This is a genomic window from Lysinibacillus sp. FW301-JW8 (assembly GCF_058788755.1).
The window spans coordinates 17,099-29,624 of record NZ_JBYTBB010000071.1; the positions used below are offsets into that span (position 1 = coordinate 17,099).

A 12,526-nucleotide genomic window follows, 5' to 3' on the forward strand; every position below is an offset into this window, starting at 1 on the left:
CACTTGCGATTGTAGGAAATAAAATAATTAATGAAAGTTATTCAATGAAATCCCATCAACCGGATTCTGTTACGTTTCATGTAAATTGACTCGTATGCTTGATCGCATCTGTAAGTTGAACATCGTAAATAGTTTTATAAAATTAACAGCTTAAAAGTGATGAAAAATCATAAAAAGAATTTAATACATCATCCCCTAATGGATGAGCAAATTCATTAGTTTTTAAAGGTAATATTCCGTCCTTTTCAAGTTGTTGCAGATATTTTAGAAATTCTGTACAAATAGCTTCGATATACTCTTTCAGCTTAAATTGATATTTAAATATACCATCTGGATAATGGCTTATATGTTCAATAAAAAGGTTTATACCATCACTGGAAAATATATAGTAATCAAAGTTTCCATGACAATCCAATTTTGCCTCACTGATTTCTCCCTTATATAGAGAGGAAAGAGTTGAGAAAAAATTTGGAATTGCTACAAAACCTATACCTGATTTAAAACTAAATAACTGTGTGTCACTCGAAACGTCAAATTGAATATCTCCACCACTAAAACGAATATCAATAAAACATTTATAATTGGATTCCATTAAATCTACCTCCATTAACATTTTTCATTGCATTAAATGGCTCCTTTAGTGGAACATCAGATCCACTGACAGAAACATCCCCTTCAAAAATCCTTCCATCAGATGTTGTGACCACTATTGTATGATCACCAGAAGAAGCAGCTGATTGGATCCATGTAGTAGAACCATTAGCCACTATATTATAAGTTTGCGTGTGACCCTTCTGTTGAATTTGCACAGTTACATTTGTCCCTGTATGGTTTATAACATGAAATTTATAGTTCTTCCAATCTGATGGTTGCGCCCAAGACATTTTATAGATACCATTTCCTTTAAAAATATCGGTATCAGAAAAAATTAATTGGTTTGCTGTTCCTTGAAAATCTTCAACAACATCACTGATTTCGGCATCTGATTCAATAGTACTTTCATCAATATGCTCTATCACCTGGATTTCATAGGAAATATCTTTTTTTGGTAGTTCAGCGCTCTTGGAAGCTAATACATCTTCTAGCTCTTTTTTCATGTTTTCGCTAGATCGTTCACTGGACTTAGGAATCGATATTTTTAGTATCGGTTCAGGTTCAATTAAAGGAAGATACACTTGCACGTCGTTATAATTTTTTTCTTGTATATAATCAAATACAATACCTGAAACTATCGACATAAATCGCTCCGTCTCAACTTCTTGTAAACTTATTTTAGTAATATCGATGTTGAATTGGCTCAAATCTGTTTTATTTACATTTTTCTCTAAATACTTTTTCAGTTGTAATTCACTTTTAGTTTCATCCATTACAATAAAAATTGTTGAATCTGGGGTCTTTTGAAAACTAAATAAACCAAATTCATCCATCGCATTATCAAGGACAGATGCAATACGGTTCCATCGCTTCTCATCATTATTATTTTCATTAGAAAAACTATCATAATTGTTGGCATATATATTAGTTACTAAGACGACTACGAAAACTATTATTAAAACAGGAACAAACTTTCTCATTACAAATCCTCCCCTCTAGATTTATCATACCAAATTAATCCATTATTTTATTGAACAATACTGCGCTGTTAGTTCAATAAGAAAAAAGAGCTGTCTAAAACAGCTCAATGATCTTCAAGTATAGCCCCTTTAGTGAATCTAATTACTTATCTGGTTCATCATTGCATCACTTACGGCATACTATTCCCTTTTCTTAGCCGTTAAGTGCTTAGAAAAGAGGATAGTATTGTTTATAAAAATGCTTATTGGATTTGTTAAATATGTTAGCGCTTATATTCGGGCTGTTCTAAAATAATCGGATTCGGATTGCTAAGTACCCATTGCACTGCCAACTCGCATAGTCTCGCAGGTTGCTCATCTCCATCGCCTTTGTGAAGTTCTTTCGCTAAAGTGATAGACTCCTGAAGTGCAGCGGGATGTAATGGCGTACCTAAGCTAATGTAATGGTTCAAACTTTTGAGCATTTTACGAAAATCATTATCCCAGTTGATGCCGCCGTTATCTAAAATTTCGTATGAGACTTTACCAGTAATACGAATAACCTCTCCTTGTACAGTTTGCGCATGTCCTTGCGAAGGAATTAGTAAATCCCAAAGTTCATTATGTTGAGCCTGCCAGCCCTTCGTACATACTGTTATTGGAGACGTACCATCATGCGTTTTTCGCTTCTCTACTGGTGGAACATCAAATAGCTCATAAAGATGGGAAAGTGCCTCATCCGTTTCGTTCAAATATTCTTTATTAAAACCTTCTCTGTGAAATTCAAAGTCTTTTCCAATTCGCTTAATAGAATTTTTCATTTCCGGCGTTACAGCTATACTTGCGCTCAGAAAAATTTCAGAAACTTCCACTAGATCAACAATATTTATATTTCTACATACTGCTAAAGCTTTGTCCAAAGGCGTCTCATTCATCATATTTACCGCGCTAATATTTGCTCCTTTAGAAACCAATGTGCGCACCGCATTTGGTTTAAAAAAAGCAGCTGCAGCAAATAAAGGTGTTTCGTTTTGATAATCCAAGGCTTCTATATCTGCATCTAACTCAAGAAGCAATTCAATATTCCCCCGCCAACTTATTGCCTGATTATGTAAAGCCGTTCTTTTGTAATTGTCTCTCTCATTTATATTTGCCCCCTGTTCCACGAGCCAGCGAACCAATTCATCCGGTACATTGAAAAAGCTTAAGGCTGTTGTTTTACTATAACCACCATATGCATCTAGCTCGCATTTTGTAAATACCTCTTGTAATGCCGCAATATCACCTGCTTCAATTAGTTCATTAAAATTTTTCGGTAACGTTTTTCTCTTCCTCGCCATATGTATTTTCGCTCCTTACATTAGATTTTTGAATATAGTTCATCACGTCATTTACCATATATATACCAGTCTATATTTTACCATGTTATTATTTCTTTGCTAAGAGAGTTTACAGTTAATTAAGAAAAAAGGTTATACTTAAGCAACCGTTTTGGAAAAATGACTATAAAAAAGATGGGTATTACGCTTTTGGTAATCCAAGCATTGAAGTGATCGAGCAAACAAAAAATTTTCCTCCCAACAATCTTTTTCTTTGATGTTGCTACCAACTAATTTGACTAAACTATCCACAAAATCATTCCATGATAATAAAAAAGTTGATAAGGAGAAATACTCCATATCAACTTTTTATCTTTTGTTAAGATATAGTATCAACCAGCTTATTTGTTCATTCTTATGAATAATTCTTATGAATATTGGACAAATCTACATTAAACGATAATTAGCATTATTTAAATGAATAATCCCCTTTTGAACGATAAATTATAGGAACCATCCGATAATTAGAAAGTTGTGACCAAGGTATTTATATTATGTAAACTAAAATTATTTGGCGTAAGAGGAGGGCCAAGATTCATCAACTACCCATAATATCTGTACTTTTCTGTATATGGACAAGAATCTACAGACGTTTTGGACAAAAATGTCCAGACACTTTTTGCGAAATCAATTTATTTTTATTGTCACTTTAGGAGTTATTTTGCACCCATATTAAGTGCTATTTTGCACTATGAGTAAATATAAAAAGCCTAATTTCTCATTAAAATTAAGAAATTAGGCTTTTCGTTGCTCCATTAAAGCGCCCGATTGTAGAAGATTGAAGGATTTAAAAAAATGATTGTTTTGTATCGTATGCCAATAATTATTCAGCAATTTTAAGACTATCTATTTTATATCCCTGTGCTAAGGCTTGGAAAGTAAATTGAGATTTTTGAGGTGAAGCTTTAGCCAATAGTAATATCCCTTCCTCACCATTGACTTCTATTTTATCAACTAAGTATCCCTTTTTCGCATGGATATACCATGTATCATTTTGATGTAAAATAGTTGTTTCGTTTGGCTTCTTCTTAGCTTCCTCCCATTGTTCCTTTAATTCTTCAGGAATGTATTCATCGATATTTCCTGTAATCATTTTTGGGCCATTCTTCAATTCTTCTTTTTTATAGTCATCCAAATTCGGCGTAAATCTCTTTGTATCAATTGGAACATTCACTTCAAGGCTTGTAGGATGCAGATAATCAACGAGCTCTCCTTTAGCATCATAAGTTTCATATTTCACTAATATTCCTGTATCTTTATCCACCCAAAATCGGAATGACCTGGAGTCCCTATGGTTTATATTCCCTTTTATTACAAGCGTGTTATGACCGAGTAATTCTTCATTTTGCTTCTCTATTTCCCATTTACTTAAATCTCTTGTATAGTTAGAGGCAATCTCATAAGGAAATAAGGTTGCATTTGCCAAGTTAAATGGGGATCTTTCTCTATAAATGCTTAAGGGATTTCCATCAGGGGCAGTTGAAAATGCTTGTTCTAATGTTAGTGTAGTTCCTTTTTTTAAGTTTTTTTCCATTCCCATTACTTGTGATTCTGTATAGGTTTTTGCTGAATCATTAAGGAACCACACTGTTCTATCTTTATAAAATTCTTGAGAAGAAGAAATTTCACCTGTATTAAATGATATGGTAATTGATTAGCTGTTAGATTCTTAAGTAAATATATCCAGCGTTCATGTAGACAATCTTTTTCTTTTCAAATAGTACGACTTTATTTCAAAGACACAACGATCTTACTACCCACTTTTTATTTATCCCACACTCTCATCTGCTAGTACTACTATTTTTTATTACCAAATTAGCCGTTTCACTCGGATGGTTAAGAGGAAAATGATGACCATATGGAACAAAATCAACCTTACCCAGATGCGAAGGAGCAGAATAGCCTCTGTCATAATCCCCCCAAATAATGCGAAGATTATACTTTGTTACTTCATTGAAATCACCTTGAACGTTTTTCAATAGTAAACTGTTAAGCTGAACCGTAGTATTTAAAATTCTAGGAGAAGTAAAACTTTTACTTATTTTTTCAATATAATTTTCAGGGATGCTTTCCGTACTTTCAAATAAACCATTACTTAATAAATAACGCTCTATCAAATTAGTAGTTGCCAATTTCAATGTCAATTTGTTCATAAATTGAGGAACATTTATCGATTTAGCATTTTTTTTAGCAACAGGTGGCTGAAGTAAAGTAATTGTATACTTCTTATCTATGTACTTTTGTACTAATGCTTCCAAAAGAATATACGCACCAAATGAATGGCCAATTAGATGGGCACCATTAGTAGCTTTCTCCAATAACTTTTTCAATACATTCAAATAGATATTTAAAAGATTTTTCTCTCGTTTAAAAGGAGAACGTCCCAAACCTGGAAGGTCCATGATCCATACAGGTCGACCTGTTTTTTCATGAAGCTCTTTTCCTAAAGGAAATAAATCCTCTCCATCACTTAATAAACCATGTAATAAAATAAACGGTTTACCCTCTCCTTGTGATTGGTAAATGGTAGTATTATTACATAATGTTCGTTTAAATAAATGACTGTGCTGGCCATTTTGATACATCATGCGATAATCCAGATCAGCTATTACGGCTGGGAAAAATTTCATTACATTTGTCTCCTTAAACCAATCTTCTCCCATAATCTTCTTCGCTGAACCATTTGAAAATGTTCGATTTGTAATAAAGTTCAGCCCATCAGCAGGAATTTGGGTTATTTTGCTTACGCCACTATTCATAAGTGCTTTCATAAATGGCAATGGAGCAGAGATTTTAGGTGCAGTCATATTCATACTTTCTGACATAGCATCTAATAATTCTGAAATATTCTGATCATGTTGTTTATCTTCAACAAGTGTATATGTTTGTATAGTTGGTTGCTCCAATCTGAAAACCTGCACAATAAACTTTGCTAGTTCATCGTTTGCAATAAGTGGTAATCTATATTTCTTACCTCCAGGGATCACTGGCAAGAGCCCTTTTCGCATACTCATCACAAGCAAGCCTAAGCCTCCTGTTTGCTCCGTACTCCCTGTTTTACTACTACCAACTACAGTTGGTGGATTAATTACTGAAAGCGGATAACCTACTGTTGATGCCTGCTGACGGATATAAAGATCTGCTAAAAACTTTGTTCTCTCATATGGATTTTTTATTTTCAAAAAATTGTTTCCTTCTTTAAACACATCTATCGCAATCTTGCTATTTTTATCATCAAAGGGACTCATATAGCCTACAACATGAATAAATTGTTGCAATCCCTTCAATTGATGAATATTTTTAGCGAATTCACTAATATGTTGGGCACCATTCAAAAAAACGGAAGCTGCCTCTTTGCTTGTCGCTTGAATATCCATGGGGCCTCCTGCGTGAATAATCACATCCGTTTTCAATACCAACTCCTTATCTTCAGCACTTAGACCTAAGTCTATTTTCGTTAAATCACCTTCAATAAAGTGCATAACTGCCTCTTTTAAGATGCCTCTTTCTTGATAAATGCGGGTTGCTTTACTTTTCGATCTCACTAATAGAAGAATTGTAACTTGCTCTTTGGCTAATTCCTTCACTAATTGCTTTCCAATAAAACCTGTTCCACCAGTTAAAAATACTGTTCTCATAAAAATCCTCCTTGTAGTACTATTCAGTACTAATTTGATGTAAAAAAAATGCTTCTTTTATCGAAGCAAGTTAAAAAAATGATCTGCTGTTTTCATAATTACAGTTGCATCCTCCAGTGTTTCTGAAATAAATAGCGCTCCTTCAAGATTTGTAATAAAAAGAGATGCAACCTCGTCAATATTAATTGTCTTTCTAAATTCACCATTCTCTATCCCTTGTTTAAGTAATAGAGAAACTTTCGTTTGTAATCCTTTAAAAAAAAGACCTATTTTTTCTTTTACTTTTGTGGCATTTGTAGGACTTTGAATATAAAGCGTAATAAATGGACAGCTCCCCTTATATTCTCTCGTCTGAACTCCTTGTGATATTTGCTTTAAAAACAGTTGGATACGATCTTCAACTAATAATTGGTTTTGAGATAGTAAGCCATCAATTGCAGATTGATACATTTCAATCCAATAATCAACAACCCCTTCCAACAATTCTTCCTTATTAGAGAAGTGATAATACACATTAGACTTTGAAACTTTGCTTACACGAACTAATTCATCCATGCTTGTATAAGCAAACCCTTTTTCTAAAAATAATGTTGCAGCTACTTCAATCACACGTTTTTGATTCATTAATTTTCCCCTTGTCATAATTAGTACTATACAGTACTATAATAGGTGTTGCAAGTATTTTTGTTAGTTTAATAAAAAAATTGATCAAAAAAGCTATACTTTAATTGATTTTACTGCTAAAAATTAATCTCATTTTGAGCAAAGTTGAACTGAACCCCAAAACTGTTTTGGATGGCTTGCAATTTTTCACTTGTGTTTTAACGCTAGGTTCATATATTTTTAAAAAGAAAACAAATATGTTTTTTTGGAAGATACATACGAATATATTTTTGTAGTCACTAAATTGTTTAGAGGAGATGCTTTTATGCCCATTTCAGTACAGCATATTCGACATGCTACATCAATTATCTCAATAAATGGAAAACGATTACTGATTGATCCGATGTTGAGTGAAGCTGGTAAACTTTCACCTGTCCCTTTCACTAGAAATTATCGCAGAAATCCATTGACTTCATTGACTGTTTCACTTCACATTTTCGAAGATGTAGATGCTATCCTTCTAACACATCGTCATTTTGATCATTGGGATACGAAATCTATATCCATCTTAAATAAGGAAACTCTTGTATTTTGTAGCCCTAGGGACCAAAGCTTTGTTCAAAAAGCTGGATTCAAGAAAATAATAGCAATTAATGACTATTATGAATGGGAAGGAATTCAAATGAGGAGAATTGAGGGACCGCATGCTCCTGGCATTACTGGTAAGATACTCGGGACAGTTTCTGGTTTTTACTTGAATACGATGTCGGAAGGTTCTATTTATATAGTAGGTGACTGTATTTATACACCAAATATTGAAAAAACCTTTCGAGATTTATCGCCTGATGTCGCTCTTTTGAATGCCTCAGAGGCAGAAATGATATGGGGAACTATTATTACAATGACACGCGAGGATATTGCTCGCATTGCTCAGCTATCTCCGAAAACTAAGCTACTTGCAGTGCATCTAGATACTATTAACCACTGTAAATTGAGCCGAAAGGAACTATCCGATTTTCTTAAGGAACAGGATCTAAGTGGTTCAGTATTGATTCCTGAAGACGGTGAAATTATTTCTTTTTAATTGTTTCCATCATTTTTGAAAACTATATTATCTGTCGTAGTACATAAAAATGAAAGAAAAAGACGGCAATTAAGCTTCTTGGTCTTCGTCGTTTATTCATTTGCTTACTTATTAGTAATTCTTCGACCTGTGTTTTTTAAGGCTTAGTTAATCGTTACTTAATTTTCTGAAGTTCCGATTCGCATTTTATAACGAAAAGGATAATGTTTCATTAGTTATATCTGTTGAACTGTTTTTGGTTCTTCTTTGATATGACTTTTAACTTGATCCAAAGTGGAATGGTTAAATTGAACTGAATTATTCACTTGTTTTATAAGAAATTTAAGATTAAATAACTTAATAGGGTTCATTTTTATTTCATCTTCTATTCTAATGAGATGATTTGTTTTATTAACCTTACACCAAACTTCTTGAATATAAATTTGCTTCCTTAGTGAATTTTTTAATAGATCTTTTCTATACTTTATGAAGGTTTCCTTGCCATTTTTATTTTTCATCCACATATTAAATAATAGATGAAAGAACTTTTCCATTATGAATTATTTCCATTTTTATTGGTTGTTCACAAAATTCAATAATATCTGGATCTGATTCTATCTGTAACCAATGTTCATATTCTAAATCACTAAATAAATAGACAGTTCTTTTTAATTTATTACTGTATGCCAACCATCTATTATTTCCATATTTTTTACTATAATCAGTAATTAAAGGTTTAAACAAAAAATCACCACCTTGTATATTGAATATTCAGAAAAAAAGTTCTTGTCCACGTACAATTTATATATGGATAAAAACTATCTACCTTCTTTTTTACGAAATCCCCCTTAGCATTGCGGATTTCGTAATTACTAACTAAAAATTTTTAAGTATCTCTTTACGATAAGCATATTAGACAGACATAAACACTCTTAGTTAATTGTGCTTATGTCTGTCTTGTTATTTTAAACTAGTGTGTTTTAATAATTCCTCTCTAATCTCATTATTTATAGGCATAGATTTCTTATCCTCAAAATTGAAATTAACTAAAACAGCCTTTCCACGAGCAATACAATTTTTATTTTCATCTTCAATTGAATGTTCTACATCAAGGCTAGATTTACCAATTCGGCTAACCCATGTATATACTTTAATTTTTTGAGCATATCCAATTTCCTGAAGAAAATCACAATTAGTCGATGCAACAATAAGGTTCCATGATTTTATACTCAAATTATGATTGAAAATATGAAATAGTCCCTTTCTTGCTTCTTCAAAATAAGTAAAATAAACAGAATTGTTAACATGTCCTAAAGAATCACAGTCATTAAAGCGAACATTCAAATTAGTTTCAAACATATTACCACTCCCTTTTTAAATTATTGAATAGTACTCCGCCCTTTTTCCTCCAGAGTCTTTTGCTCAGGAAGCAAAAAGGTGAAAATTGCACCAATTAATAAAATAATTATCGATAGATAAAAAGAAGAATTATAATTGGCATGGAAATTATACATTAGACCTGGAACATATGCCCCTAATGCAGATCCTATTTGATGACTAAGAAATAGCCAGCCTATAATAAAACCTATTGAATAGTTTTTAAAATGTTGGGTTGCTAATAATTGAGTAGGAGCAACAGTTGCAAAATCAACTAAACCAAAAATCATAGCAAATATTATGAATAGATAAGGATTACTATTTTCTAAAAGTATTAGGAGAGAAAGTGGACGGATTATATATAATACAATTAGAAGCTTACGACTACTCCATCGATCAGCTATAACACCTGATATTAATATTCCAATTATATTAAATGCGGCCAAAACACTGACTGCTATTCCTGTTATGCTTGTTGAAAAACCACATAACTGTGCAATAGAGATTAAGTGAGTGTCCATTAATCCTGTTGTAGTAAAACCACAAATCCCGAAAGGTAAAATAATGAACCAAAATTGTTTTTTTCGATAGACTTCCCAATTAAAGAGTGTGTTGTTTTTTTTCTTTTTAATATTTGTAACTTCTTCTTTACTATGGCCTCCTATAGGTTCCAACTCTTTGTCTTCAGGATTATTTCGTAAAAAAAATAAGACTATTGGAGAGATTACTATGGCCAAAGTTAAGCCTAATACACTAACAGTTCCTTTCCATCCAATCCAATGTATTAAAGCAAGAGACCCTGGTACAAGTATCATTTGCCCTGCACCAAACCCAGTTTCTACTATTGCTAAAGCAAGTCCCCTTTTTTTATTAAACCAGTTTGTAACAATTACAGTTGCAGCTACATTTGATGCTCCTCCAACCCCAACTGATACAAAAAGTCCGTAAATAATCAACAATTGCCAAAACTCATTAACAAAAGCCATCAATAAAAAGCTAATTGCCACTAGAATAGTACTTAATGAAAGTATTAAACGCGGACCAAACTTATCAACTATTGTTCCAATAAATGGTTGAGATACCCCATAAACAATAAAGCTAATTGTTGATATAAGTGAAATTGTTCCTCGGTCCAATTGAAAGTCATTTTCCCACGGCTCTATAAATGCACCAAATGATAAACGAACGCCTTGAACAGCTAATAGATTTATAAATATGACTAGTACAATTATCCACGCATAATGAATTTTCAATTTCATAATTTCACTTCTTTTCCGTTGTATAAATATTTTATAAAATATCCTTATCTATGAATCTTTTAATTCGTTGCATGGCTTCATGTAAAAGTTCAAAATGAGTAGCGTAACTACATCTTATATATCCTTCACCACCTTTACCGAATACTGAACCTGGTACCACAGCAACTTGTTCATCTATTAGTAGTTTTTCAGCAAATTCTTCGCTTGATAAGCCTGTAGATGAAATGTCTGGGAATACATAAAAAGCTCCTCCTGGTAAATGACATGAGAGTCCCATTTCATTGAATTCATTAACAATATAACGTCTACGGTCGTTATAACTTTGCACCATTTTTCTAACTTGCCCCTGACCATTTTTTAAAGCTTCTATTGCTGCAAATTGAGACATTGTAGGAGCGCACATTATGGAATATTGATGTACCTTCAACATTCCCTGAATAATATTTGGCATTGAATTTATTGTATAAATAATCAGAAATTTCTTTCCGAAGTTGAATAAGCCCTGCATTAGGAGAATAAGCAGTATAACCTTTCTCTAGTGGTAAAATGCTTGCTTCACGAAAATTTAATGGAGTTACGTAATCAGGCTCACCTACTCCCAGAGATATAACATTGTCCATTTGATAAGCTAAATCGAAAAAACGACTAATACCTGATGGCTTAATAGTTTGAATACGATTTGCTAAAAAATTTTTGGAGTCAAAACCTTTATTATTCATAGTTTAAAATCACCATTCTTATCTTTTACAATCTAAAAAATTGTTATTTTTTAAAGTGTTTTCGCTTTTACAATTGTAGATCCGCGATTGAATATAAAACTGCTGAACCACTAATCTTTACTCTAACATCATCGTATTTACAGTATAGTGTTCCACCACGTTTAGAAAGCTGTCTAGCAATCATTTCATTTTTGCCTAGTCGTTTAGCCCATAATGGAATTAAACTACAATGTGCTGAACCGCAAACTGGATCTTCATTTACATTTAGTTTTGGCCAAAAGGCTCTAGAAACAAAATCAACTTCATTTCCTTTTGCAGTCACAAAAACAGCCAGTCCTTCAGGAAATTGGGCTAATTTAGTAAAATCAGGAGACAAGTTAAGTACATCTTCTTCTTTTTCAAGTACAAACACTAAATCTCTACCTAAAAAAGTTTCTACAGGTTTTATTCCGAGTGCTTCCACCATCTGTTTTGTCAATCTATATTCGTTAAGCTTTATACTTGGGAAATCTAATTCATAAAGATCATTTTTTTTCGAAACAATCAGTTCCCCACTCTTTGTTTGAAATTTGATTGTTTTAAGTTCTTTGTCATAAAAATTAGTGATAGTATAAGCAGTTGCTATGGTAGCATGTCCACAAAGATCAATTTCTCCTCCAGGGGTAAACCATCTTAAATGATAACTGTCTCTATCTTTTTCTTTTACGGCAAATGCTGTTTCAGAAAGGTTGTTTTCAATAGCTATATTCTCCATCATTTTTTCAGGCAGCCATTCATCCATAATACAAACACCGGCAGGGTTACCCTCAAATATTTTTTCCGCAAAAGCATCCACTACATAATATTTCATTAAAAAAACCTCCCTCTATAAATGTTGATATATCAATGGTTCACGCCACTTTTACGTGTCAAAAAAATTTTTTTCGACACATCCA

At 32.7% G+C, this 12,526-nt stretch carries 12 protein-coding genes and 1 pseudogene; 1 reads left to right on the plus strand and 12 read right to left on the minus strand.

All coding sequences use genetic code 11. The features are described from left to right. Window positions 1-142: 142 nt before the first annotated feature. The 6 genes from AC3WOM_RS22260 to AC3WOM_RS22285 all read right to left on the minus strand — a co-directional run bounded on the left by AC3WOM_RS22260 (window position 143) and on the right by AC3WOM_RS22285 (window position 7,194). Window positions 143-592, minus strand: coding sequence for a hypothetical protein (locus AC3WOM_RS22260; RefSeq protein WP_492448387.1), 450 nt, complete (start codon window positions 590-592; stop codon window positions 143-145). Beyond that, the gene (locus tag AC3WOM_RS22265) at window positions 576-1,574 is read right to left on the minus strand and encodes a YolC/YozM family protein (protein ID WP_492448388.1); all 999 of its coding nucleotides are present in this window, start codon (window positions 1,572-1,574) and stop codon (window positions 576-578) included. The genes AC3WOM_RS22260 and AC3WOM_RS22265 overlap by 17 nt, the downstream gene beginning before the upstream one ends. 263 nt (window positions 1,575-1,837) lie before the next feature. Continuing rightward, window positions 1,838-2,893: an ankyrin repeat domain-containing protein gene (locus tag AC3WOM_RS22270; protein ID WP_492448389.1), complete on the minus strand. Its 1,056-nt coding sequence runs from the start codon at window positions 2,891-2,893 to the stop codon at window positions 1,838-1,840. An 862-nt stretch (window positions 2,894-3,755) separates the two neighbouring features. Continuing rightward, window positions 3,756-4,466 carry a sigma-E factor regulatory protein RseB domain-containing protein gene (locus AC3WOM_RS22275; RefSeq protein ID WP_492448390.1) on the minus strand — a complete coding sequence of 237 codons (711 nt, stop codon included), beginning with the start codon at window positions 4,464-4,466 and terminating at the stop codon, window positions 3,756-3,758. A gap of 247 nt (window positions 4,467-4,713) precedes the next feature. Further along, window positions 4,714-6,570, minus strand: a complete 1,857-nt coding sequence (locus AC3WOM_RS22280; protein ID WP_492448391.1) for an alpha/beta fold hydrolase — start codon at window positions 6,568-6,570, stop codon at window positions 4,714-4,716. Between the two features lie 57 nt (window positions 6,571-6,627). Further along, window positions 6,628-7,194: a TetR/AcrR family transcriptional regulator gene (locus tag AC3WOM_RS22285; protein WP_427542242.1), complete on the minus strand. Its 567-nt coding sequence runs from the start codon at window positions 7,192-7,194 to the stop codon at window positions 6,628-6,630. A gap of 304 nt (window positions 7,195-7,498) precedes the next feature. Here AC3WOM_RS22285 and AC3WOM_RS22290 point away from each other — a divergent pair, with 304 nt between their 5' ends. Continuing rightward, window positions 7,499-8,257 (plus strand): MBL fold metallo-hydrolase, encoded by a 759-nt coding sequence (locus AC3WOM_RS22290; protein ID WP_427542245.1) that lies wholly within the window; start codon window positions 7,499-7,501, stop codon window positions 8,255-8,257. Between the two features lie 504 nt (window positions 8,258-8,761). Here AC3WOM_RS22290 and AC3WOM_RS22295 read toward each other — a convergent pair. The 6 genes and pseudogenes from AC3WOM_RS22295 to AC3WOM_RS22320 form a co-directional block, all read right to left on the minus strand. Further along, on the minus strand, window positions 8,762-8,980 hold the full coding sequence (locus AC3WOM_RS22295; RefSeq protein ID WP_492448392.1) for a hypothetical protein: 219 nt from the start codon (window positions 8,978-8,980) through the stop codon (window positions 8,762-8,764). Window positions 8,981-9,196: 216 nt separating this feature from the next. Beyond that, window positions 9,197-9,595 (minus strand): acyl-CoA thioesterase, encoded by a 399-nt coding sequence (locus AC3WOM_RS22300; protein ID WP_427542251.1) that lies wholly within the window; start codon window positions 9,593-9,595, stop codon window positions 9,197-9,199. A gap of 20 nt (window positions 9,596-9,615) precedes the next feature. Further along, entirely contained in the window at window positions 9,616-10,872 is a 1,257-nt protein-coding gene (locus AC3WOM_RS22305; RefSeq protein WP_492448393.1) for an MFS transporter, read from the minus strand. 31 nt (window positions 10,873-10,903) lie between these two features. Then, window positions 10,904-11,302 (minus strand): annotated as a pseudogene (locus AC3WOM_RS22310) (aminotransferase class I/II-fold pyridoxal phosphate-dependent enzyme); the annotation flags it as partial. Continuing rightward, a complete protein-coding gene (locus AC3WOM_RS22315; protein ID WP_492448394.1) occupies window positions 11,208-11,591 on the minus strand; it encodes a hypothetical protein in 384 nt (127 codons plus the stop codon). The pseudogene AC3WOM_RS22310 and the gene AC3WOM_RS22315, both read right to left, overlap by 95 nt. Before the next feature lie 67 nt (window positions 11,592-11,658). Beyond that, on the minus strand, window positions 11,659-12,441 hold the full coding sequence (locus tag AC3WOM_RS22320; protein WP_427542260.1) for a PhzF family phenazine biosynthesis protein: 783 nt from the start codon (window positions 12,439-12,441) through the stop codon (window positions 11,659-11,661). Window positions 12,442-12,526: the final 85 nt, after the last annotated feature.

Excerpts from the sequence above, each read along its gene's own strand:
- AC3WOM_RS22285 (WP_427542242.1), bottom strand. The coding sequence starts at position 7,194 with ATGAATCAAAAACGTGTGATTGAAGTAGCTGCAACATTATTTTTAGAA.
- AC3WOM_RS22300 (WP_427542251.1), bottom strand. The coding sequence starts at position 9,595 with ATGTTTGAAACTAATTTGAATGTTCGCTTTAATGACTGTGATTCTTTA.
- AC3WOM_RS22305 (WP_492448393.1), bottom strand. The coding sequence starts at position 10,872 with ATGAAATTGAAAATTCATTATGCGTGGATAATTGTACTAGTCATATTT.
- AC3WOM_RS22260 (WP_492448387.1), bottom strand. The coding sequence starts at position 592 with ATGGAATCCAATTATAAATGTTTTATTGATATTCGTTTTAGTGGTGGA.
- AC3WOM_RS22265 (WP_492448388.1), bottom strand. The coding sequence starts at position 1,574 with ATGAGAAAGTTTGTTCCTGTTTTAATAATAGTTTTCGTAGTCGTCTTA.
- AC3WOM_RS22320 (WP_427542260.1), bottom strand. The coding sequence starts at position 12,441 with ATGAAATATTATGTAGTGGATGCTTTTGCGGAAAAAATATTTGAGGGT.
- AC3WOM_RS22270 (WP_492448389.1), bottom strand. The coding sequence starts at position 2,893 with ATGGCGAGGAAGAGAAAAACGTTACCGAAAAATTTTAATGAACTAATT.
- AC3WOM_RS22315 (WP_492448394.1), bottom strand. The coding sequence starts at position 11,591 with ATGAATAATAAAGGTTTTGACTCCAAAAATTTTTTAGCAAATCGTATT.
- AC3WOM_RS22290 (WP_427542245.1), top strand. The coding sequence starts at position 7,499 with ATGCCCATTTCAGTACAGCATATTCGACATGCTACATCAATTATCTCA.
- AC3WOM_RS22280 (WP_492448391.1), bottom strand. The coding sequence starts at position 6,570 with ATGAGAACAGTATTTTTAACTGGTGGAACAGGTTTTATTGGAAAGCAA.
- AC3WOM_RS22275 (WP_492448390.1), bottom strand. The coding sequence starts at position 4,466 with ATGGAAAAAAACTTAAAAAAAGGAACTACACTAACATTAGAACAAGCA.